The following is a 21,765-nucleotide window of genomic DNA, read 5'->3' as shown; positions in this document are numbered from 1 at the left end:
GCGGTGGGTGCGGTGGGTGCCGTGGGTGCCGTGGGTGTTGTCGGCATGCCGGACGGCCGTTCGCCGTTGCCGAGGCGGACCTGCGGCCGGACGGCGGGCCGCGCCGCCGGCTTGCGTCCGGCGCCGGTGTGCCGGGCGGTGACCTCGCGGACGGCCGAGGCGCACAGGAGCGCCGCGACGGCGACCGCGGCGGCCTGCGCCGTACCGAGGCCGGTCAGCCCGTCCCGGGCCGGGCCGGCGAACACCAGCCCGAGCGCGGCCAGCCAGCTCACCCACCAGCAGGCGAGGACGACCAGCCACCGCGTCCGGTCCCTGCCGCTGTACGGCTCGTCCCGCGCGACGCCGCCGCTTCGCACAGGGACGTCGCTTCGCACAGGCCCGCCGTTGTGCACAGGGCCGCCGCTTCGCCGGGTACGGCCCGCCGGGCCCTCGCGCCAGGCCAGGTCGGCGAGGAACGGCGGGACCACGAGGTTGACTCCGGGCACGAGGCACGCCGCCGCGAGCGCGACGGGCGGCGTGGCCGGGCGCACCCGCCGCAGCCAGGACAGGTAGGCGGCGGCGCACGCCACGGTGGCGCCGATCACCACCAGGACCAGCACGGCGAACGTCGTCGCCGCGCCGCTGACGGTGCGGGCGGCCGGGGAGGCGGGATCGCCGCCGAAGGCCGCGATCTGCGTGGCCAGCCGCGTGCCCCGGGTCTCCTCGAAGACGGCGAGCGCGGCCACCGAGACGACCTGGGCGGCGAGGGCCGCGTACACGCCGGCGGCCGCCCGGCTCACCGCTGACGACGTGGACCGCATGTGTTCTCCCCCCGCGCCGGGTGTGTGACCTGCCTCACTCTTATCCCGTCCGCGATCGCGCTAATCCGGTCCGGGATCACCTCGCGAGGAAGGGTGGTCTACGGCATTTGCGGCTCTTCTTTAGTTCGAGGCTGATTGGGGGTCACTGGGAGAATCGCTCCCGCGACGCCTCCACCCGCACGACTCGGCGCCCGCAACGAACAGCAACAAAACGGCGATCACGCTCAGCGATCAAGCGAGAGCGCAACCCCGCTCCACCGTGAAGACCCGCTTAACCATCCTTGATGAGCTCGGGGCACATTTCGGCGACGATTCGGGCCAGCTCGGTGCGGGACGCGATGTTGAGTTTGCCGAACATCCGGCGAAGGTGGGTGGACACCGTGTGCGGCGACAGGAACATCCGCTGGGCGATCTGGCGGTTGGTCATCCCCCTGATGATCAGGCTGGCGACGGCGCGTTCTGTGTCGGTGAGGCTCTCCCATCCGAAGGCCGGCCGCTGGGATTGGCCCCAGTGGCGGCGCCGCACACCAAGCGCCCGCAGCCGGGCTCGCACCCGGGCCACGTCCCAGAGCGCACCGATGCGCTCATAGCCGTCGAGCGCCTCATCCAGGCTGTCGACGGCCTTCGCGGTGGCATCGGTGCCGGACGTGGTGGCCAGCAGGACGCCGAGGTCTTCGGCGACCAGGGCGCGTGCCCACGGTTCGGGTTGATCAGCGGCGGCGGCCAGCGCACCGGGGTCCTGGTGGAAAAGGCCGCGGGCGTGAGCGAACGTGACGGAGAAGACGGGGTAGTCCGGGTTGTTCCGGGCCAGGTACTCGGCCGTGTCAAGGATGGCCCGCGCATATGGACGGTTCGCCGCGGCCAGGGCCAGCCGGGTCATCCAGGCGGCCGTGAGAGGCGTCGTGAGGAGTGCCCAGCGCCGCTTCTCCTCGTCGGTGTAGATGGCGTCGAGTATGTCGACCGCGCGCCCGGGATCACCCTGGGCTTCGGCCACCGCCGCCATCACCCACTTCTCCCACACGGATCCGTACAACATCTCGGGCGCGGCCTGGATGGACTGGAAGCGTTCGATGTGCCGGACCGCGGCGTCGATGTCGCCCTGCCGCAGGGCGATGACAGCGAGTATGGACAGCCCGACGCGGATGAACCCGTGGGTGCCGAGTTCTTCGGCGGTCATGCTCCCGGCCTGGGCCTCGGCGGCGGCGTCGTCGAGTCGGCCGGTGCCCAGGTGCAGAACGGAGCGGAACAGCGCGGGTTGTGCGGCGAGCACGGTCAGCCCGAGGTCGTTGATCTCTTCCTCGGCGGCCTGGATGGCGATGTCGGCCGCGTCGAACTCGCGCATGGCCCTGTAGTAGAGGCTCAGTATCAGGCGCGTATACGGGCGCTGGATGGCTTCGACGGCGCCGCGGTCGGTGATGCGCAGGGCTTCGCAAAGGTGCGTGAACGAGTCGGCGATCCGCCCATCGGCCATGGCGAACTGAGCGAGCAGCAGGAGTGCTCCGACGACCGCGGCATCGGCGTGCCGCTCGCGATCGGCCAGAACGGCTTCCGCCTGCCGCCGTCCTTTCCGGAAGTCGTTCAGACAGGTAAGCGCCCAGAACATCGTCCATTCGGCGATGCCGCGAAGGTCATCGGGGATGTCTTTCTGGGTGAGCAGGTTTTCGGTCTCGGATATCGCATCGGCTGGTCGGCCGCTCAACAGCAGGATGTGCGCCAGCGCGCATCGCAGGCGGGGGGCGTGGCGGGGCGGGGCCCTGCCGAGTGCGGAACGGGCGAGATCGGCCGCCTCGGGCAGCCGTCCGATGACCGTCAGGGCGTCGACGGCTGTGGCGGCGCGACCGAACCAGTCGGGGTCGGTGGAGTCGCTGAGTTCAAGTGCTCGTAGGGCGAGGTCGACGGCGGTCTGCGGTGAGGACCGCAGCACCTCGCGCGCCGCTCGGTCGAGCCCGAGCAGCGCGGGCGTATCACCGCGGCCGGCACTGTGGATGAGGTGCGCAGCGGCGGGAACAGCCGACCCGCCACGTTTGAGCAGCATCTTTCCCGCGTCGTGGTGCATGGCCCGGCGTACGGAGTCGGGGATGGTTTTGACCACCGCCTGCCACAGCAGGTCGTGCCGGAACGCGAGTTCGCCTCCGGCGGGTTCGATGATGCCCGCCGACATCGCCTCCTCCAGCATCGGCAGCAGAGTGTTGGTCGGTTCGCCGAGCATTTCGGTCAGGTCCTTCACTGAGAACGAGCGACCTAAGATCCCGGCGCACTGAAGCAGATACCTGGTTCGTGCGGACAGCCCTTCCAGGCGTTCCTGCATGATCGCGTGAGTACGCGGCGGGGACGCCGCCATCCGCACATGACCTTCGGTGATGTGGAAGACGCCCTCGCTTTTGAACTTCTCGAGGAGATCGACGAGCAGGAAGGGGTTGCCGTCGACTATGCCGGCCAGGGCCAGCACGTCCGGCTCGGGTGTGGCTCCGAGGATGTCGGTGATGACGTCCGTCACGGCTTGCCGGTCCAGGGCTCCCAGCGTGATCCGGATGGCGCCGTCATGTTCCAGCAGGTCGTACAGGCGGTTGAGGCGGGGGCAGTCGGCGCTGCCGGTCGTGCGGGTCAGCATCCAGACCAGTGGGTAGGAGGCGAGGTCTCTGGTCATCGACCGCAGCGCCAGCAGAGTGATCGGATCGGCCCAGTGCAGGTCGTCCAGCGCGAGGAGTGTCGGTTTCTGGGCCACCCGGTGTTCCAGCTGTCCCTGCAGTTGTTCTACGAGCAGCAGTCGTTGGTCGGCTTGACCGCAGAGGTTGATGTGAGAGGTCGGGGGGAGCACGCGGCTGGTGTTCCCGAGCGCTGTTGTGAGCGGAGCGAGGGGGATCAGCTGGGTGAGTTCGTCCGCCGCGCCCTGTGCGACTCCTAGCCCGGCCCTCGCTGCCGCGGTGGTCGTTATGTGGAGCATGCGGCTTTTCCCGATGCCTGACCGGCCTTCGACCAGTAGGACGGCGCCCCGGCCTGCCTGGGCTTCCTGCAGTAATCCGGTGATGATCGTCCACTCCCGGGCGCGGCCACGCCAGCCGGGCCACGATGATCGACAGAAATCGGACCCTTCATCAGTTATATGATCGGCATCGGCCAAATGCCCCATAAATCCATAAATCACCCAAATGTCGGCCGTGTCAAGTGCGAGGCCGGAGGAGCCTGCGGGGCCTCCGTCGTCGTGACATCCCCTTTGCGGGCAAGCCGTCACCCACTCACGAATGCAAGGCTTCTACCTGGATTCATCCTCTTTAACTCTCTCCACCATGCGGCATCCTCATGAGCCGATATCCGATTTCACCTGTCCGTCGATCCAGATCTTTCCCGTCGTGATCACGGTTGGCCGGGAGTTGGGCGATCGCCTCGGATGGCACGGTCGCCTGTTTCCGGACTCGGCAGGATCTTTCGGCGGGCGTCGAACGACACGGCCCTAGCCTGCACGGGCACATCCCCTCGCACCCTGGAGGCCGCACATGACCGACGCCCCGCTGACCGACGATCGAGAGCCCGCGCGGGTCGTGACCGAGATGATCGACCATGTGCTCCGCCTGGCGGCGACCTGGACCGCCTGGGACGGCCGTCCGGTGCCGTCGGAGGACCGGATCTACACCCCGCACAAGGCGATCCGCCGGGTGGCGGATCACCTCGTGGACCACCTGGCGGAGATCGAGGACCGGCTGGCCGGCCGCGCGCCCCTGCCCGACCACTGGCACGCATCCATGATCACGACCGCGGCCGATCTCGCCCCGTTCACCGAGCAGGACCACGACGAGGCCCGCAGCAGGCTCACCCGGCTCGCCCGGATCTGGACGGCCCGCTTGGAGGCGCTGACTCCGGAGCAGCTCGACCACTCGCCGGGGGATGGTTGGACGCTCCGCCAGGTCGCCTTCCACCTCGGCGGGTCGGTCTACTACGCCGACGCGGTGGGCGACCTGTCCGGCTGATTCCGTCACCGCGCGAAGTACCGCTGCTCCCCTTCAGGGCGGGCTCAGGACGTGAGCGCGCGGACGACCTCGGCGGCGGGGCCCGGCGGGAGGGCCGCGTGCACCAGTTCGACCCGGTGGACGATTCTCGGCGCGACCAGCGGCACCCGCACCCCGAACGGCGCGGCGGACGCGGGCAGCAGGGTCAGGCCGTGCCCGGCCGCGGCCAGGCGCGCCGCGACGGCCGGGTCGTGGCCCTCGTAACGGATGCCGTGCCGCAGCCCGTCGAGCCGTGCCGCCGCGCGCAGGCGGTCGAGCGGCATCACCTCCGGCGCGTCCACCCACAGGGCGTCGGCCAAGTCGTCCAGACGCAGTCCGGTCCGGCCCGCCAGCGGATGCCCCTCCGGCAGCACGACCACCAGTTCCTCCTCCCGCACGCCGACGGTGGTGAGCGGTCCCGTGTCGGGGAGGTTCAGCGGGTCGGAGGGCGCGGCCGGGCCGTCGGCCAGCGCGAGGTCGGCCTCGCCCGAGGCCACCAGCGCCACGGCCGCCGCCGCACAGGCGATACGCAGCGTCGTCACCCCGGCCAGCGCCGCCGCCGTACCGGCCGTGAGGGTGAGCGGGCCCGCGGCGACGGTGAGGGTCCGCGGTTGCGCGGACAGCCGTGCCACGTCCGCCCGCGCGGCTCGCAGTCGCAGCAGCAGCGGCCCCGCGTGCTCCAGCAGGCGCTCGCCCGCCCGGGTCGGCCGTACGGGGCGGCGGGTGAGCAGCGGCACCCCGAGGTCGGCCTCCAGCGCGGCGATCTGCTGGGACACCGCCGGCTGGGTGTAGCCGAGCCGATCCGCGGCGGCCGAGAACGACCCCTCGGCGACCACGGTCACGAACGTGCGCAGCAGATGAGGATCCACGACATCAGAATCGCTTATGGGGACCGCAGAAATCATCATTTGTCATTAAGTTCACAGGTCGCCAGCATGGAGGTCATGAGACCCCGCATCGCGCTGGTGGGCGACCGGTCACCCGCCGTACGCTCCCACACCCGCATCCCGCTCATCCTCGACGCACTACGGGAGCGGGAGGGGCTGGACCTCGACGCGTACTGGATCAGGACCGACGAGGTCGGCGATCTCGGCGGGTTCGAGGGCGTCTGGATCCTGCCCGGCAGCCCCTACCGCAGCGAGCAGGGCGCGATCACGGCCGCCAGGACCGCGAGGGAGAACGCGATCCCGCTGCTCGGCACCTGCGCCGGTTTCCAGCACGCGCTGCTCGAGTACGCCCGCAACGTGTGCGGGCTGAGCGTGAGCCACGCGGAGAACGACCCGGACGCCCCGGACCCGCTGATCAGACAGCTCGCCTGCTCCCTCGCCGGGCACGAGGCGGCGGTGCGGCTCGTCCCCGGCTCACTGGCCGAGCGGATCGTCGGCGCCGGCCGGACCGTGGAGCGCTACTTCTGCTCCTACGGCCCCGATCCCGCCTATCTGGAGACCCTGGAGGCCCACGGCCTGCGCTTCACCGGTCACGACGAGGAGGGGGAGACGCGGGTGGCCGAGCTGCCCGGCCACCCCTTCTACCTGGTCACGCTGTTCCAGCCCGAGCTGGCCGAGCAGCGGCCCCATCCGCTCGTGCGCGCGTTCGCCGCCGCTGCCGCCGACCGGGCGGCGCTCAGCCGAGGACCAGATTCCGTACGGCTCTGAGGTGGTCCGGCCCGGGTCTCGGATCGTCGGCCACACGCGTGATCGGAACGCGTTCTATGAATCCGGGCCGGAGTCCGGATAGGCGCGTGCGAGGTGCTCGGCGACCGCGGCCGCCGCGGCTCCGGCGTCGCCGTCCTCGATCGCCCGGTGGATGCGCCGGTGGTCGTCCTGCAGGCCGCCGGTGTCGCCGAGCCGTACGACCGCGTCCACGGCGTAGCGGCGCAGGGCGTCGCGCAGCGCCCGCATGACCGCCACGATCAGCCGGTTGCCCGCCGCCTCCGCGAGGGCCAGGTGGAACGCGATGTCGTGCTCGACGAACTCGGCGGGGTCGCGGGCGGCGTCCATGGCCGCGACCGCCTCCGCCATCCGCGCCGTCGCCGTCTCTGCCTCGGCGGTGCGCGCCTCCGCCGCCGCGTTGGCCGCCGCGGTGGCCGTCGCCGCGCGGGCCGCGGCCCACTGCTCGATCATCAGCCGGGTGTCGATCACCTCGCGCATCGAGAGCGTGGCGAGGCCGAGATGCAGCCGGAGCAGGTCGGTGAGCGCGTTTCCCGGGCGGGAGGTGAGCACCGCCCCGGCGTCCGGGCCCCGCCCGGCCTGCGACGCGACCACCCCGAGGGTCTCCAGCACGCGCAGCGCCTCCCTGACCGACGACCGGCCGACGCCGAGCTGCTCGGCGAGCTGCCGTTCGCCCGGCAGCCGGTCGCCCACGGTCAGGCCGTCGGCCCCGATCCGCTCCTCGATGCGGGCGAGCACCTCCTCGAAGGCGCGCGGGCGGGCGTCGGGACGCCGGCGTTCGTCGGTGGTCACTACGGCTCCTCGTGATGCCGGTGTCGCCGGGGGCAGACCAGGATGTATGGTCTGACCATATTTGGTCTGACCATACACGCCGGGAGGGCATGTGCGGGTAGCCCTGTTCGTCACCTGCGTCAACGACACGCTCTTCCCGGACACCGGGCGGGCGGTCGTGCGCCTGTTGCGTCGTCTCGGCGTCGAGGCCGACTTCCCCCGCGCCCAGACCTGCTGCGGCCAGATGCACGCCAACACCGGCTACCGGGACGAGGCCGTACGGCTGGCCCGGCGCAGCGTGGCGGCGCTGCGCGGCTATGACGCGGTCGTCGTCCCCTCGGGCTCGTGCGCGGCCATGATCCGCGAGCAGTATCCGAAGCTGGCCGGGTCGTCCGGTCCTTTCGCCGACGCGGCGGCGCAGGTCGTGCCGAAGACGTACGAGCTGACCGAGTTCCTGGTCGACGTGCTGGGGGTGACCGACGTGGGGGCCTACTTCCCGCACCGGGTCACCTACCACCCGACCTGCCACTCCCTGCGCGGCATCCATCTCGGCGACCGTCCGCTGACGCTGTTGCGCCACGTCAAGGGGCTCGAACTGGTGCCGCTGCCGGGCGCGGAGGAGTGCTGCGGCTTCGGCGGCACCTTCGCGCTGAAGAACGCCGACGTGTCGGCGGCGATGTGCGCCGACAAGGTGCGGGCCGTCCTCGACACCGGCGCCGAGGTGCTGTGCGCGGCCGACAACTCCTGCCTCATGCACATCGGCGGCATGCTCGGCCGGCAGAAGTCGGGCGTGCGGGTGATGCACCTGGCCGAGATCCTGTGCGCGACCGAAACGGCGGGGGTCCGATGAGCGTCACCTTCCTCGGGATGCCGGCGACCCGGCCCTTCCCGCGCAACGCGGCGGGAGCCCTGCGGGACTCGCAGCTGCGGTTCAACCTGCGCAAGGCGACTCGGACGATCAGGGCCAAGCGGGCGAGCGTCGTCGCGGAGGCGCCCGACTGGGCCGAGTTGCGCGAGGCCGGCCGGGCGATCAAGGAGCACACGCTCCGCAACCTCGACAGATACCTGGTGCGACTGGAGGAGGCCGTCACGGCGGCCGGGGGCCATGTCCGCTGGGCCGCCGACGCGGCCGAGGCCAACCGGATCGTCACCGAGCTGGTGAAGGCCACGGGCGAGACCGAGGTCGTCAAGGTCAAGTCGATGGCCACCCAGGAGATCGGCCTCAACGAGGCGCTGCTGGAGCACGGCATCACCGCCTACGAGACCGACCTCGCCGAGCTCATCGTGCAACTGGGCGACGACCGGCCCTCGCACATCCTCGTTCCCGCGATCCACCGCAACCGCGCGGAGATCCGGGAGATCTTCGCCGAGCACATGTCCGGCTGGGGCCGGCCCGCCCCCGAAAACCTGACCGACGACCCCGCCGCGCTGGCCGACGCGGCCCGGCTCCACCTGCGCGAGCGCTTCCTGAAGACCAAGGTCGCGATCTCCGGGGCCAACTTCGCGATCGCCGAGACCGGCACCTTGGTCGTGCTGGAGTCCGAGGGCAACGGCCGCATGTGCCTCACGCTGCCGCGCACGCTGATCAGCGTGGTCGGCATAGAGAAGGTGCTGCCGACCTGGCGCGACCTGGAGGTCTTCCTGCAACTGCTGCCCCGCAGCTCCACCGGGGAGCGGATGAACCCCTACACCTCGATGTGGACCGGCGCCGCCGAGGGCCAGGAGTTCCACCTCGTGCTGCTCGACAACGGCCGCACCGGCGTGCTCGCCGACGAGGTGGGGCGGCAGGCGCTGCGCTGCATCCGCTGCTCGGCCTGCCTCAACGTCTGCCCGGTGTACGAGCGGGTGGGCGGCCACGCGTACGGGTCGGTCTATCCCGGGCCGATCGGGGCGATCCTGACGCCGCAGCTTCGCGGCATGGGCTCCGAGCTCGACCGCTCGCTGCCGTACGCCTCCTCGCTGTGCGGCGCCTGCTACGAGGTCTGCCCGGTGGCCATCGACATCCCGTCCGTGCTGGTGCACCTGCGGACCCGGGCCCGCCACCCCTGGCCGGAGCGCGCCGGGATGGCGGCGGCCGGATGGGTGTTCGAGCGGTCGGGACGGCTGGCGCGCCTGCAGCGGGCCGGGGGACTGCTGCGCCGGCTCACGCCCCGTGGGCCGCACCGGCTCATCCCTCGGCGGTTGCCGGGGCCGCTCGGCGGCTGGACCGACACCAGGGACCTCCCCGAGGTGCCGGAAGAGTCGTTCCGCGCCTGGTGGGACCGCACGGACGGAGGACGCCGATGAGCTCCCGCGACCTGATCCTCGCCCGGGTCCGCCGCGCCCTGGCGGGCGCGCCCGACGTCGAGATCACCCGCGCCTATCGCGGGCCCTCGCAGACGCCGGGGGACATCCGCCTGTTCGAGGAGCGGGTGCGCGACTACCGCGCCGTCGTCCACCTCGTGGACGAGGCGGGTGTGCCGGAGCGCGTCGCGCTGTCTCTCGCCGGGCGCGGGGCGCGACGGGTCGTCGTGCCCGCGGGGTTCCCCCCGCGATGGCTCGCCGTCGCGGACGTGGAGGCGGTCGCCGACGACCCGCCGCTGAGCGCCGCCGACCTCGACGCCGTGGACGGCGTGGTCACCACCTGCGCGGTCGCGATCGCGGAGACCGGCACTATCGTCCTCGACACCGGGCCGGGCCAGGGCCGGCGGGCGCTCACGCTGGTGCCCGACTATCACCTGTGCGTGGTGCGGGCCGCCCAGGTCGTCGCGGGGGTGCCGGACGCCGTCGCCCGGCTCGCCCCCGCGCGGCCCCAGACCTGGATCAGCGGCCCCTCGGCGACCAGCGACATCGAGCTGAACCGGGTCGAGGGCGTCCACGGCCCGCGCACGCTCGAAGTGCTGATCGTGGACTGAGCCACGGCGCGGTCAGAAGCGCAGCAGCGCGCCGATCCCGTCGGGCGACTCGAGGCGCGGGACGAACCACAGCTCGGCGTCGGTCGCGGCGACCGCCCGGGCGAGGGCGGCGTCCACGCGTTCCCGCATGGGCTCCTCGACCCCCCAGGCGGCCAGCTCCTCCGGGTCGGTGGACAACTGCGTGGGCTCGGGCCCGATCCACATCGTGGCCGTGGAGGACGGGTCGTCGTGCATCAGCACCGCGCCCACCCTCCGGTCGCGCAGCGCGCGCGCCGTCTCCGTCAGTCCGGTCACGGCGTTGCCCGCGGCGTACGTGTTCAGCAGCTCCTCGCAGCGCCGATCCGTCCAGGCCCGGCAGGCCCTTTCGACCTCCTGCCGGAAGTGGTCCAGGTCGGCGCCCGGGGCGCGGCTGCCGCGCTCGGCCACCGTCAGCCGCCGTAGGACGTCCTTGGCGAGGTGGTCGGTCACGAGAGCGCGGGCCTTGGGATCGCCGGCCAGCACCACGACCTCCGCGCCGATGCCGTGCGCCTCCTTCTCGACCACCTCGGCGAGTGCCACGGCGTTGCGGCGCCAGCCCTCCTCGACCTCCCGGTCGAAGTTGGCCTGCGACCTGCCGCCCTGGCCGGTCTTCTGCAGCGGCCGGTCCTGGTCCGCCACCTCCACCGTCAGCTCGCGCCGCCGCCCGTCGGCCACGACGGCGACGTCGCCTCCGGCCCGGTCGGCCAGCACCTCGACGTGCGGGACGTGCTCGCCGCGCTGCGCGAGCAGCGGCACCACGTGGGGAAGCGGCGACCACCGCGCGGTCTGGCGGCGCGGCCGGGCGGCGAGCGGCTCGGTGAGCAGCACCGCGCCTTCCACGGCGAAGGCGGCGCGTCCGGGAGCGGCCCACCCGGAATCGAGCAGCAGCTCGCCGATGGGGTCGAGGGCCGAGGCGGGCGCTCCCTCCTCGGCGAGCCGCTCCCTGAGATGGGCCCACCGCCGCTGGATCACGCTGGCCGCACCCTCGGAGGACCGGTCGGTGTCCGCGTACACCGAGGCGTACGGGCCGCCCCGCTCGTACAGCCGGCGAATGAAGTCCAGTCTCACGGGCCCTCCCTACCAGCGCTGCCGTTCCACTCCGAGTCCGAGCGCCTCCGCCACCTCCCCGATGTTGTGGAACCTCATGTCGGGCAGCCGCCGTACGGCGTCGATCACGGCCTCGGGGGCGTTCTTGCGTTCCGCGTGGGCGAGTAGTTTGGCCGGGTCGGCGGGGAAACCGGTGTCGCTGAGCCAGGTGGCGAGGTGGCTGCGGCGCTCGACGTCGGCGGGGGTGATGCCGAGCGGGGTCCCGGGTTCGCGGCCGGGCGGCTGCCGGCGCGGCGGTGACATGTCCTCTTCTGGCTGCTGCGTCGGCTCGGGTTCGCGCCACTCCTCCGCCCGGCTGGTTCCGCCGCCCTGCACGAGGCCTTGCGTCTCGTGCTTCTGCTCCTCGTCGATCCGGCGGCCGTGCTTGGCGCTGCCGCGTTGGATACTCATGACCTCACCTCCCGATTAGGGTCACTGACGTGCCTCGTACCCGGACCGCCTGCCCCAAACATCGGGCCAGGTGAGGCTGTGCCCCACATAATCTGCGGCGGGCGAAAAATCCGCTTATGTGATGGAGTGACGCATTGTTCGACGAGCGGCTGACGATCAACACCGAACGGCTGATCCTGCGGCCGTTCGGGCCTGGGGACGCGGGCCAGGTGCGAGCCGTCATCGAGGACGGCGCGCACCCCACCGCGCTGCCGCCGGGCGCGCCAGGGCACCCGTCCGCGATCGCCCAGTGGCTGTCCCACGGCGTGCACGAACTGTGGCGCTCGGGCCAGGGGATCCACCTCGCGATGCACGCGCGGGACGGCGTGGTCGGGTCGATCAGCGTCTTCAAGACCCTGTGGGGCGCGGGCACCGCGGAGGTGGGATACGGCGTGCACCCCGCCTACCGCCGCCGGGGTTACGCGACCGAGGCGGTCCGCGGGCTCGTCGGCCGCCTGCTCGGGGAGGGCCCGCTGAGGCGGATCGAGCTGCGGGCCAACGCCGACAACCTCGCGTCGGTCAGGGTCGCGGAGAAGGCCGGCTTCACCCGTGAGGGACTGCTCCGCGGCGCGGGATTCGAGGACGACGGCCCGCACGACCTGGTGGTCTTCGGCCGGCTGCGCGGCGACGAGCGCTGGGTCCCGCGCCGCAGGATCGAGAGCGAGCGGCTGGTCCTGCGGCCGTTCGCCCGGCGGGACGCCTTCGACGTCGTCGAGGCGGTGAAGGGCGACTCCGAGATCGCCCGCTGGATGCCGTGGGCCGAGGGCTACACGCTGGAGCGCGCGCTGGAGTGGTGCACCCGGCTCGCGCACGCGAACGGCCCCGGCTATGGTGGCAACTTCGCGATACAGCCGAAGGACGGGGAACGGCTCGCCGGAGCCATCGGCGTGCAGCGTGAGGACCACGAACGCGGGGACGCCGAACTGGGGTACTGGATCGCGCCGTGGGCCCGCCGCAAGGGGTACGCGGTGGAGGCCACGCAGCTGGCGGCGGCCTACCTGTTCGACCTCGGCTTCCACCGGGTTCACCTGCTGGTCGCGACGGGCAACCGCGCGAGTCAGGCGGTCGCGAGGAGGGCCGGGTTCATCGAGGAGGGCATCATGCGGCAGGTGCTGCCGATCCCGGGGGGCTGGGCCGACGCCGTCCTGTTCGGCATGCTCAACGGGGAAATTTCCTGGCAATAGGTAAAGAATCCCCCTAGTCCCTGTGCCATCGGTCAAGCGGCCACCATGATTGGGGGCCGGAAGGCTATCCTCGCCAGCCGTGACCCTCCCGCAGGCCGGTGAGCGCGCGTCCAGAAGCGGGAGACTCCGTCCGGGCATGCGCACGGGCGGCGCCGGCCCGGATCGGGGGCAGGGGCGGGGGATTGTGAACGACACGCAGGTCAACTGCAGGGGAGATCAGCTAGATGAAACCGCCGCTGCTGCTCATCGGCCACGGCACCCACGATGAGACCGGCGTCGCCGAGTTCGGCAGGTTCGTTCACCGCCTTCGCTGCCGCCTCGACGGGCTTCCCGCCGAGGTGAGCGGCGGCTTCATCACGAACGCCCGCCCCCCGCTCGGCGACTCCATCGCCTCTCTCGTGGCCCGGGGGCACCACCACCTGATCGCTGTGCCGCTCAGCCTGACCGGCGACCGGCGCGCGCTCGGGGACATCCCCGGCACCATGGCCCTGGAGCAGGAGCGGCACCCCACGCTCGAATACGACCTCGGCCGCCCCCTCGGGCCCGACCCGCGGGTGCTCAAGCTGCTCGCGGAGCGGCTCGCCGACGCCCGCGCCGAGATGCCGAGGTTCGTGGCCGACGAGCCGCCCGCCGAGATCGCGCCCGGCGAGACCGCGGTCGTCCTGGTCGGGCACGGCTCCACCGACCCCGCCGTCAACGCCGAGGTCCACCGGGTCTCGCGGCTGTTCTGGGAGACCCACGCCCCCGACCTGCTGACCGTGGAGACCGCCTACGTGTCGCACACCCGCCCCGGCGTGCCGGGCGGCCTGGAGCGCTGCCGCAGGCTCGGCGCCAAGCGCGTGATCGTCCTGCCGTACGTCCTGTTCGCCGGCGGAGTCCTCGAACGCATCTGGGCGCAGGCGCTGGCGTACGGCGCCAACCACGAGGGCCTCGACATCCGCTGCGCCGAGGTGATCGGTGACTGCGAGGGCCTCGCCGACGTGGTGATCGACAGGTATGAGGAGGCCCTCGCCGGAGGCGGCCAGTCCTCGGCGCCGGCCGCGCGCCGCCCGTCCGCGGTGCTGTCGCCGGCCCGGCCGTTCCCCCCGGGGCATAGGCCTGCCGCGGGTTACGCCGGGAACGGCGCCGGCCGCGTGACCGACATCGGCGCTCGGCTGGACGCGACCCGGAACGCCGGCGCAGAGCCGCTGAGCCGCGAGCCTGCCGACCCTGCGCCCTTGGAGCTGGAGTCGCTCGGCGTGGGCGTCTTCGGCGCCGAGGCGCTCGACGCCGATACGCTCGGCGCCGGGACGCCGGAACCGGAAACGGACGGCGAGATCGAGGCCGATAGCATGATCGGCGTGGCCGGCCGCGGCGAGGCGGGGGAGGAGCCCCGCGGCGATGCGCCGGACGGGCCGCTCCCCCAGCCCGGAATCGCCAGCGCGGTGTAGCCGCCGCGCAGAAGGAGAGAGCATGACGTCCCTCGGCGAGACGATCGGCGCCATCCGCCCGGTCGAGCCCGGCCCCATGACGGAGGCCAGGGCCTACCAGGACAGGCTCACCAAGCCCAGCGGCTCGCTCGGAGTGCTCGAGGACGTCGCGGTGCGGCTCGCCGGCATCGCCGGGACGTGCCCGCCGCCGCTCCCGGTCCCGGCCGCCCTGGCGATCTTCGCCGCCGACCACGGCGTGCACGCGCAGGGGGTCAGCCCCTGGCCGCAGGAGGTCACCGCGCAGATGGTGGCCAACTTCACCGCGGGAGGAGCGGTCGCCAACGCCTTCGCCGCCGAGGTGGGCGCGTCGGTGACCGTGGTGGACGTGGGCGTCGCGGCTGACCTGGCGCCCGCGCCCCGGCTGCTCGCCCGCAAGGTCGCGTACGGCACGGCCGACCTGTCGCAGGGGCCCGCGATGACGCGGGAGCAGGCCACCGCCGCCCTGGCGGCCGGAATCGAGGTCGCCCGCGACCTGGTGGACGCGGGTGGGCGCTGCCTCGTCACCGGCGACATGGGCATCGCGAACACCACCGCGTCGGCCGCCCTCATCTGCGCCTTCACCGGCAGGCCCGCCGCCGGGGTCACCGGCCGGGGGACCGGCGTCGACGACGCCACCTATGAGCACAAGATCGAAATCGTACGGCGGGGCCTGCGGGCCAACGGGATCACCGAGGCGGCAGCCGTACCCACCGGGCCCGACGAGGCGCTGCGGGTGCTCGCGGCGGTCGGCGGCCTGGAGCACGCGGCGATCGCCGGTTTCGTGCTCGGCGCCGCCGCGGCCCGGGTGCCCGTCATCCTCGACGGGGTGATCGCCGGAGCCGCGGCCCTGGTGGCGGGCGCGCTCGCGCCCGACGCGATCGGCTACTGCCTGGCCGGGCACCGCTCGGCCGAGCCCGGTCACGCGGTCGCGCTGGCCCACCTGGGCCTCGACCCGCTCGTCGACCTGCGGCTGCGCCTCGGGGAGGGAACCGGCGGGCTGCTCGCCCACCCTCTGGTCAGCGCGGCGGCGCGGGTCATGCACGAGGTCGCCACCTTCGACTCCGCGGGCGTGGCGGACAAGGGCGAGTGAGCGCCGCGCGGGGCGCGGGCGACCGCCCCGTGGACTCACAAGTCTCATCCCGTGAATGTCGCCCGAGCCCAGCGGGTAGGTTTGCCTCCTAACAATGCACGCTTGACGCGATAGGGAGACAGGGGTCATGGCGCCCTACCTGCTCGGCCTCCGCCTCGATGGGCGGCGTGTGCTCGTGGTCGGCGGCGGACACGTCGCTCAGCGACGGATCCCCGCACTGCTCGACGCCGGGGCCTCCGTCACCCTGGTCTCGCCCAGTGTCACCCCGGCGCTGGACGATCTCATCGCCACGGGCCGGGTGACCTGGGAGCGGCGGCCCTACCAGGTCGGCGACTGCGACGGTGCCTGGCTGGTGCACGCCTGCACCGACCACCGCGACGTCAACACCGCGGTCGCCGCCGAGGCCGAGGCCAAGCGCATCTGGTGCGTGCGGGCCGACGACAAGGACGCCTCCGCGGCCTGGACCCCCGCCAGCGGGCGGGTGGACGAGGTCGGCGTGGCGGTCACCGCCGGTGGCGATCCCCGCCGGGCGGCCGGCATCCGCGACGCGATCGTGGGCGCGCTGCGCGACGGCACCGTGGACGCCCGGCGGCACCGCACCAAGCCGGTCGGTGTCGCACTGGTGGGCGGCGGTCCCGGCGACCCCGGCCTGATCACCGTGCGGGGACGCCAGCTCCTGGCCCAGGCCGACGTGGTCGTGGCCGACCGCCTCGCGCCCCGCGCGCTCCTGGACGAGCTGTCGCCCGACGTCGAGCTGATCGACGCGGCGAAGGTGCCCTACGGCCGGTCGCTGCCCCAGGAGAAGATCAACGAACTGCTCATCGAGCACGCCCGCAAGGGCAGGTTCGTCGTACGGCTGAAGGGCGGGGATCCGTTCGTCTTCGGCCGGGGCGGCGAGGAGATGATCGCCTGTGCCCGGGCGGGCATCCCGGTGATCGTGGTGCCCGGGATCACCAGCGCGGTCGCGGTGCCCGGGGCGGCCGGAGTCCCGGTCACCCATCGTGGGGTGAGCCAGGAGTTCCACGTCATCTCCGTGCACGTCGCGCCCGACGACCCCGCGTCCACCGTCGACTGGCCCGGATTGGCGCGATCGACGGGAACCCTGATATTTCTCATGGCGGTCGAAAGGATCAAGGAGATCGCCGAAACGCTGGTCCGAGACGGACGTTCACCGGAAACTCCCGTGATGGTGGTACAGGACGGTACTCTTCCGACCCAGCGAGCCGTTGCCGCGACGTTGTCGACTGTGGCGGAACGGATGACCGCGGCCGGAGTGCGGCCTCCGGCGATCGTGATCGTCGGCGAGGTCGTCAAGGTCGGCCAGGAGATCGAAATGGTGCGAGCGGAGCGGGTCCCGTGAGATCGGCAGCCAGGAACACGCCCGACCACGGGGCCGGGGCGGGTTCCGGCGATGCTGTGACCGAGGAGCCGGACATGGCGCAGCACCCGGAGTCGCCGGGTGAGCAGACCATCGCGTTCCGCCCGATTCGCGACGACGAGCCCGCGCCGGAGCTCACTTCGCCTCACTCGGGTCCGGGCGGGCGGCCGTACGCCGGGTTCGCCGTGGACGCGACCGAGGGCGAGCCCTCCCATGAGGACGTCCCCGAGGCCGAGGACGACCCCGTACGGCCCGCCGGGCCCGGCAGGGCCCCGACCGACGCGGCGGCCGAGGAGACCGACGGCGGGCCGGCGGCCGGCGACGGCGAACAGGACGCACCAGACGCCGACGACTCGGCGGACGCCGAAGGCCCGGCGGACGCCGACTACTCGGCGGACCCTGAGGACGGCCCGGAGGGCGCTGAAGACGCCGACGAGCACGCTGAGCCCGCCGAGAACCCCGAGCACAGCACAGAGCACGCCGAGGGCACAGAGCGGGCCGAGCACACAGAGCACGCCGAGGGCACGGAGCACGCCGCCGACGATCCAGACACCGACGATCCCGACACCGACGAGCTTGACGGCGACGATCCCGACGGCGATCGGGCCGGTTCATTCGCGATGCCAGAGCCGGTCTCGGCGGCGCTGACCGAGGCGCTCAACCAGCTCCGCACGGCGGTGAAGGGCCTGCACTTCGGTCTCGACGTGCCGGGCTCCGATGAGGCGCGCAAGGCGCAGGCGGCGGTCCTGGCGCAACTCGACGACTACGTCATCCCGCGCGTCCACATGAGCACCGCACCCGCGCTGATCGCCGTGGCCGGCTCGACGGGAGCGGGCAAGTCCACCATCGTCAACTCGCTCGCCGGGGGGAGGGTCTCGGCCACGGGAGTACGCCGCCCGACCACGTCGACGCCCTTGATCGTCTGCCACCCCGACAACCGCGAGTGGTATGCGCGCGGAGATCTTCTCGGAGGCGTGGAAAGGCTCGCAGAACCCACACGGGACGCCCCGGCTGACAGCGTGGTGCTGACGTCGAGCCCGTCGTTGCCCCGGGGAATCGCGCTGCTCGACACGCCCGACATCGACTCGGTCGTGGAGGAGCACCACGAGATCGCGCACCGCATGCTGGACGCCGCCGACCTGTGGGTCTTCGTCACCACGGCGTCCCGGTACGCCGATGCGCCGTCCTGGAGCCTGCTGCGCCGGGCCAAGGAACGCGGGGCGCGCCTGGTCATCGTGCTGTCCCGCGTGCCGCCGAGGTCCCGCGAGGTCGTCGTGAAGCACTTCGGCCGGATGCTGCACGAGTACGGCCTGGGCGAGGTCGAACGCTTCGTCATCAACGAGACGTCCGTACGTGACGGGCGGCTGCCCGAGATCGAGATCGCGGATCTCCGCATGTGGCTGTCGGCGTTGTCCGTCGACGACGAGCGGCGGGACGCGGCGGTCAAGGCGACGCTGAACGGCGTGCTGAACAGCTTCCGCACCCGGCTGCCCGCGCTCGCCCGGCACCTTGAGACCCAGGTCGCCCTGCGCGCCGATCTGCGCTCCGACGTCGACGCGGCCTACATGGGCGCCCTGGCGCGGATCGACGAGGCGACCAGGGACGGCTCGCTGCTGCGCGGGGAGGTGCTCGCCCGGTGGCAGGACTTCGCCGGCTCGGGCGACCTCATGCGCACCCTCCGGTTGCGCCGCGGGGGCAAGGGCCACTCGCAGGGCCCCGAGCGGGTGCGCGGGCTGAGGGCCGCCGTGCGGGCGGGCCTCGAAGCGCTGGTCAACTCGGCCGTCCAGCAGGCCACCGAGGAGGCGGTGGCGCGCTGGCGGCAGCGGGCGGGCGCGGGCGACCGCCTGGCCGCGACTCCGGGGCTCGGCCGCCCGGCGGAGGAGATCGCCCGCAGGACCACCAGGACCATCGCCGCCTGGCAGGACCACGTCACCGAGCTGATCCGCACCGAGGGCGTGACCAAGCGGTCGGTGGCCAAGCTGATCTCGTTCGATGTCGAGTCGCTCTCGCTGATCTTCATGATCGGCCTGCTTGGCTACGGCGCCACGGACGCGCCGGCGGGCGCGGGCGCCGGCGCACTGCCCCAGCGGCTGCTGCGCGGCCTGCTCGGCGCCGAGTCGCTGCGCAACATCAGCGCCAAGGCCCGCAGCGATCTGCGCGCCCGCGTCGGCCTGCTCTTCGACGAGGAGACCCTCCGGTATGTCGACGTGCTCGACAGCGCCGGGATCCCGGACGAGGCCGCGGCGACGCGGCTCTACCAGGCAACGTACAACCTCGAGGTCGCACGATGACGCAGCCGATCCGGCAGATCACGCTCGGGTACGTCTCCGGCACCACGGTGAGGAATCCATGACGGCTGTCAGCACCGCCGAGAGGCGGCACGGGCTCGGCTCCAGGCTCGCCGCCCTGGCCAGGATCGTTGAGCTGGGGCAGGGCCGGCTCGACCCGGCGCTGGTCACGGATGCCGCCCAGCTCCTGCTGCGCGCGGGCGACCGGCTCAAGCTGTCGTCCGACCACACGGTCGTCGCGCTCGCCGGTGGCACGGGCAGCGGGAAGTCGTCCCTGTTCAACGCCGTCTCCGGGCTGGAGCTTTCGCCCATCGGCGTACGCAGGCCGACCACCGCGCGCACCCACGCCTGCGTGTGGGGCATCGACGGCGCGGGCCCGCTGCTCGACTGGCTGCAGATCCAGTGGCGGCACCGGTTCGCCCGCGCCAGCGCCCTCGACAAGGGCGAGAGCCAGTTGCACGGGCTGATCCTGCTCGACCTGCCCGACCACGACTCGATCCGCGCGCTCACCGACCACGAGGCCCACCGGCTGATCCAGACGGCCGACCTCATCGTGTGGGTCCTCGACCCGCAGAAGTACGCCGACGCCTCGGTGCACCGGCGTTACGTGACCGAGCTGACCGGGCACGACGCGGTGACGGTCTTCGTGCTGAACCAGTCCGACCGGCTCACCCCGGAGGAGCAGGCGGAGTGCGTGGCCGACCTGGAGGACCTTCTCCGGCGCGAGGGCGTGGCCCATCCCCGGGTGGTCGCGACGTCCGCGACCACCGGCAAGGGCGTCGACAGCCTGAAGGCCGTCCTGGCCGAGTCCGTGGCCGCCCGGCGGGCGGCCTACCAGCGCCTGGAGGCCGACCTCGACCGGCTGGTGCTGCGCCTGGTGAAGGACGTGCCGGAGCTGCTGCGGGTGGAGTCCACGGTGGACGGCGCGCGGCGTGCCGGGCTGGCCGAAGCGCTGTGCGACGCCGTCGGCGTCTCCGCTCTCGGTGAGGCGCTCGAGAACGTGCACGCCGTCCGGTCGGCCGACTGGGTCGGCTGGCCGTACGCGCGCTGGGCGGCCCGGCTGCGGCCCGATCCGCTCAAGAGCCTGCGGCTGGGGGGCGTGAAGGACGACATCCGCGGCCTTGTCGCGAGTTCGGTCACCGCTCAGCCCGCCGAAGTGGACAACGCGGTGCAGGCGCTCGCCGACGGGCTGACGGCCGGCATGCCGGAGGTGTGGCGCGACGGCGTCCGCGAGGCGGCCCGCTCGCGGGTGGACGAGCTTCCCGAGGCGCTGTCGGAGGAGCTGGCGGAGGTGGCTCCGCCGCTCGACCGGGTGCCCGTCTGGTGGTGGCTCCTGAAGATCTGGCAGTACCTCCTGGTGGTCATGTTCGTCGCGAGCCTCGTCTGGGCGGGCGCGATCCTGGCGTACGGCGTGTTCAAGGCGGGCCGTCCGCCGGCCGAGGTCCTCGGTGACGTGGCCGTGCTGCCCTGGGTGGGGCTGATGATGATCAGCGTCCTCGGGCTCGGCCTGTTCTCGGCCATGGCGAGCAAGAACTTCGTGGTGCTCGCCGCGGGCAAGGAACGCGACCGGCTTGAGCGCGACATGAGACGCCGTGTGGGCGTCCTGGCGCAGAACATGGTCGTCGAGCCGGTCGAGCGCGAGCTGAACCGCTACAACGAGTATTTCGGCGCGATGGCGGCCACCCGGCGCTGAACGGTCCGCCGCCCGCCTGCGTACCAGCAGGCGACCAGGCGGGTTGTCCACAGGCGTGGCCTCGTCCACAGAACGGGTTTCTGGCCCGTGAGGCGGTGCGATGCGCGGCCAGTGTGTCCCCCGAGCCCGGCGAGTGACCGGGCCGGGGAGGCACTTCGATGAACGACATCTACGTCACGCTGAGCGGGAACGTCACCGACGACCCCCGGCAGTATCAGTTCCGCGACGGCTCGCGTGTCACCTCGATGCGGATGGCCGTCAACAGGCGCGTCCTCGACCAGCAGACCAACACCTGGCAGACCAGGGACACCACCTATTACACCGTTCGTTGCTACCGCGGGCTGGCGGACAACGTGCAGCAGTCGATCCGCAGGGGACACCCGGTCGTGGTGTACGGCAAGTTGCGGATCAAGCAGTTCGAGCGCGACGGCGAGCAGCGGTTCTGGGCGGAGATCGAGGCCAGCTCGGTGGGCCATGACCTGAAGTGGGGCATCGCCACGTTCGAGAAGCCGATCCGGGCCTACTCGGCGGGAGCGCCGAGCGACGGCGAGCGCCACGCGATGGAAGACGCGACGCGGGAATGGGAGCTGACCGCTCCCAGCGGTTCCAGCGGGCTCAGTGGGCCCAGCGCGGCGTCCGTTGGCGGCGGAGACGACGAGGCGTTCGACGCCCTCGTCGGCGCGCGGGGCGCGAACGACGCGGCTTCGTCGGTGGCCGGAACGCTGGCGGCCGCCGGAGCCTGGCAGGGCGACGAGGCGCCGCGGACCGGCGGAGCGGCGGAGATCGACGCCGAGGAAGGCACAACGGGAAGCACGACGGACGGGGTGACGGACCCGGCCTCGGACGGGGCGACGGACCCGGAACGTGCCGTGCGGGACAACGGCGACGCCGCCTGGCTCCCGCCCGCACTGGCGGCTTAGTGGGGTGTCCACGGACCTCAGGGCCTCACGGGTCTTGGCCGGGTCGATCCCTGTCCTGAAATCACCGATCTGTACTATGACCGGGCCAAACT

17 protein-coding genes are annotated in these 21,765 nt (G+C 72.4%); 12 read left to right on the top strand and 5 right to left on the bottom strand.

The features are described 5' to 3' along the window. Positions 1 to 1,071 precede the first annotated feature (1,071 nt). Entirely contained in the window at positions 1,072 to 3,930 is a 2,859-nt protein-coding gene (locus ACGFIB_RS21255; protein ID WP_393374251.1) for a helix-turn-helix transcriptional regulator, read from the bottom strand. Positions 3,931 to 4,294: 364 nt separating this feature from the next. Between ACGFIB_RS21255 and ACGFIB_RS21250 the strand changes: the two genes are divergently transcribed. Beyond that, positions 4,295 to 4,765: a hypothetical protein gene (locus ACGFIB_RS21250; protein WP_142572196.1), complete on the top strand. Its 471-nt coding sequence runs from the start codon at positions 4,295 to 4,297 to the stop codon at positions 4,763 to 4,765. A 44-nt stretch (positions 4,766 to 4,809) separates the two neighbouring features. On the opposite strand, the gene ACGFIB_RS21245 is transcribed toward ACGFIB_RS21250, so the two are convergent. Next, entirely contained in the window at positions 4,810 to 5,652 is an 843-nt protein-coding gene (locus ACGFIB_RS21245) for a LysR family transcriptional regulator (protein ID WP_393374246.1), read from the bottom strand. A gap of 75 nt (positions 5,653 to 5,727) precedes the next feature. Here ACGFIB_RS21245 and ACGFIB_RS21240 point away from each other — a divergent pair, with 75 nt between their 5' ends. After that, entirely contained in the window at positions 5,728 to 6,438 is a 711-nt protein-coding gene (locus tag ACGFIB_RS21240) for a CTP synthase C-terminal region-related (seleno)protein (RefSeq protein WP_393374243.1), read from the top strand. Between the two features lie 54 nt (positions 6,439 to 6,492). On the opposite strand, the gene ACGFIB_RS21235 is transcribed toward ACGFIB_RS21240, so the two are convergent. Next, the gene (locus ACGFIB_RS21235) at positions 6,493 to 7,245 is read right to left on the bottom strand and encodes a FadR/GntR family transcriptional regulator (RefSeq protein WP_393374241.1); all 753 of its coding nucleotides are present in this window, start codon (positions 7,243 to 7,245) and stop codon (positions 6,493 to 6,495) included. Between the two features lie 91 nt (positions 7,246 to 7,336). On the opposite strand from ACGFIB_RS21235, the gene ACGFIB_RS21230 reads away from it, so the two are divergent. From ACGFIB_RS21230 to ACGFIB_RS21220, 3 genes are read left to right on the top strand one after another with little or no spacing between them, the layout of a single operon-like run. Next, positions 7,337 to 8,074: a (Fe-S)-binding protein gene (locus tag ACGFIB_RS21230; protein WP_357244943.1), complete on the top strand. Its 738-nt coding sequence runs from the start codon at positions 7,337 to 7,339 to the stop codon at positions 8,072 to 8,074. After that, positions 8,071 to 9,510, top strand: coding sequence for a lactate utilization protein B (locus ACGFIB_RS21225; protein ID WP_393374238.1), 1,440 nt, complete (start codon positions 8,071 to 8,073; stop codon positions 9,508 to 9,510). The genes ACGFIB_RS21230 and ACGFIB_RS21225 overlap by 4 nt, the downstream gene beginning before the upstream one ends. Next, the gene (locus ACGFIB_RS21220) at positions 9,507 to 10,118 is read left to right on the top strand and encodes a LutC/YkgG family protein (protein ID WP_357244939.1); all 612 of its coding nucleotides are present in this window, start codon (positions 9,507 to 9,509) and stop codon (positions 10,116 to 10,118) included. Before ACGFIB_RS21225 ends, ACGFIB_RS21220 begins: the two co-directional genes overlap by 4 nt. Positions 10,119 to 10,130: 12 nt before the next feature. Here the strand turns inward: ACGFIB_RS21220 and ACGFIB_RS21215 are convergent, their stop codons facing one another. Together ACGFIB_RS21215 and ACGFIB_RS21210 are read right to left on the bottom strand one after the other, a co-directional pair. Further along, positions 10,131 to 11,204: a baeRF2 domain-containing protein gene (locus ACGFIB_RS21215; RefSeq protein WP_357244937.1), complete on the bottom strand. Its 1,074-nt coding sequence runs from the start codon at positions 11,202 to 11,204 to the stop codon at positions 10,131 to 10,133. A gap of 9 nt (positions 11,205 to 11,213) precedes the next feature. Beyond that, positions 11,214 to 11,633: a DUF2795 domain-containing protein gene (locus tag ACGFIB_RS21210; RefSeq protein WP_142572188.1), complete on the bottom strand. Its 420-nt coding sequence runs from the start codon at positions 11,631 to 11,633 to the stop codon at positions 11,214 to 11,216. Positions 11,634 to 11,767: 134 nt separating this feature from the next. Between ACGFIB_RS21210 and ACGFIB_RS21205 the strand changes: the two genes are divergently transcribed. The 7 genes from ACGFIB_RS21205 to ACGFIB_RS21175 all read left to right on the top strand — a co-directional run bounded on the left by ACGFIB_RS21205 (position 11,768) and on the right by ACGFIB_RS21175 (position 21,673). Next, entirely contained in the window at positions 11,768 to 12,856 is a 1,089-nt protein-coding gene (locus ACGFIB_RS21205; protein ID WP_357263730.1) for a GNAT family N-acetyltransferase, read from the top strand. A gap of 224 nt (positions 12,857 to 13,080) precedes the next feature. Beyond that, complete coding sequence (locus tag ACGFIB_RS21200; protein ID WP_393374234.1) at positions 13,081 to 14,286, top strand: sirohydrochlorin chelatase; 1,206 nt, start codon at positions 13,081 to 13,083, stop codon at positions 14,284 to 14,286. 22 nt (positions 14,287 to 14,308) lie between these two features. Beyond that, the gene (cobT, locus tag ACGFIB_RS21195; protein WP_393374231.1) at positions 14,309 to 15,394 is read left to right on the top strand and encodes a nicotinate-nucleotide--dimethylbenzimidazole phosphoribosyltransferase; all 1,086 of its coding nucleotides are present in this window, start codon (positions 14,309 to 14,311) and stop codon (positions 15,392 to 15,394) included. A gap of 127 nt (positions 15,395 to 15,521) precedes the next feature. Next, positions 15,522 to 16,754 carry a uroporphyrinogen-III C-methyltransferase gene (gene cobA, locus ACGFIB_RS21190; RefSeq protein ID WP_393374228.1) on the top strand — a complete coding sequence of 411 codons (1,233 nt, stop codon included), beginning with the start codon at positions 15,522 to 15,524 and terminating at the stop codon, positions 16,752 to 16,754. 74 nt (positions 16,755 to 16,828) lie between these two features. Next, the gene (locus ACGFIB_RS21185; protein ID WP_393374225.1) at positions 16,829 to 19,063 is read left to right on the top strand and encodes a dynamin family protein; all 2,235 of its coding nucleotides are present in this window, start codon (positions 16,829 to 16,831) and stop codon (positions 19,061 to 19,063) included. Positions 19,064 to 19,121: 58 nt separating this feature from the next. Next, entirely contained in the window at positions 19,122 to 20,753 is a 1,632-nt protein-coding gene (locus ACGFIB_RS21180; protein ID WP_393374223.1) for a GTPase, read from the top strand. A gap of 158 nt (positions 20,754 to 20,911) precedes the next feature. Continuing rightward, on the top strand, positions 20,912 to 21,673 hold the full coding sequence (locus tag ACGFIB_RS21175; RefSeq protein ID WP_393374221.1) for a single-stranded DNA-binding protein: 762 nt from the start codon (positions 20,912 to 20,914) through the stop codon (positions 21,671 to 21,673). Positions 21,674 to 21,765: the final 92 nt, after the last annotated feature.

Source organism: Microbispora bryophytorum, from assembly GCF_043197435.1.
Taxonomy (GTDB): domain Bacteria; phylum Actinomycetota; class Actinomycetes; order Streptosporangiales; family Streptosporangiaceae; genus Microbispora; species Microbispora bryophytorum.
This window is presented reverse-complemented; position numbering and strand designations above follow the sequence as displayed.

What these genes read in the sequence shown, in the direction of transcription:
- ACGFIB_RS21250 (WP_142572196.1), top strand. Translation starts at nt 4,295, where the DNA reads ATGACCGACGCCCCGCTGACCGACGATCGAGAGCCCGCGCGGGTCGTG.
- ACGFIB_RS21180 (WP_393374223.1), top strand. Translation starts at nt 19,122, where the DNA reads ATGACGGCTGTCAGCACCGCCGAGAGGCGGCACGGGCTCGGCTCCAGG.
- ACGFIB_RS21220 (WP_357244939.1), top strand. Translation starts at nt 9,507, where the DNA reads ATGAGCTCCCGCGACCTGATCCTCGCCCGGGTCCGCCGCGCCCTGGCG.
- ACGFIB_RS21175 (WP_393374221.1), top strand. Translation starts at nt 20,912, where the DNA reads ATGAACGACATCTACGTCACGCTGAGCGGGAACGTCACCGACGACCCC.
- cobT (WP_393374231.1), top strand. Translation starts at nt 14,309, where the DNA reads ATGACGTCCCTCGGCGAGACGATCGGCGCCATCCGCCCGGTCGAGCCC.
- ACGFIB_RS21200 (WP_393374234.1), top strand. Translation starts at nt 13,081, where the DNA reads ATGAAACCGCCGCTGCTGCTCATCGGCCACGGCACCCACGATGAGACC.
- ACGFIB_RS21255 (WP_393374251.1), bottom strand. Translation starts at nt 3,930, where the DNA reads ATGGGGCATTTGGCCGATGCCGATCATATAACTGATGAAGGGTCCGAT.
- ACGFIB_RS21225 (WP_393374238.1), top strand. Translation starts at nt 8,071, where the DNA reads ATGAGCGTCACCTTCCTCGGGATGCCGGCGACCCGGCCCTTCCCGCGC.
- cobA (WP_393374228.1), top strand. Translation starts at nt 15,522, where the DNA reads ATGGCGCCCTACCTGCTCGGCCTCCGCCTCGATGGGCGGCGTGTGCTC.
- ACGFIB_RS21240 (WP_393374243.1), top strand. Translation starts at nt 5,728, where the DNA reads ATGAGACCCCGCATCGCGCTGGTGGGCGACCGGTCACCCGCCGTACGC.
- ACGFIB_RS21185 (WP_393374225.1), top strand. Translation starts at nt 16,829, where the DNA reads ATGGCGCAGCACCCGGAGTCGCCGGGTGAGCAGACCATCGCGTTCCGC.
- ACGFIB_RS21210 (WP_142572188.1), bottom strand. Translation starts at nt 11,633, where the DNA reads ATGAGTATCCAACGCGGCAGCGCCAAGCACGGCCGCCGGATCGACGAG.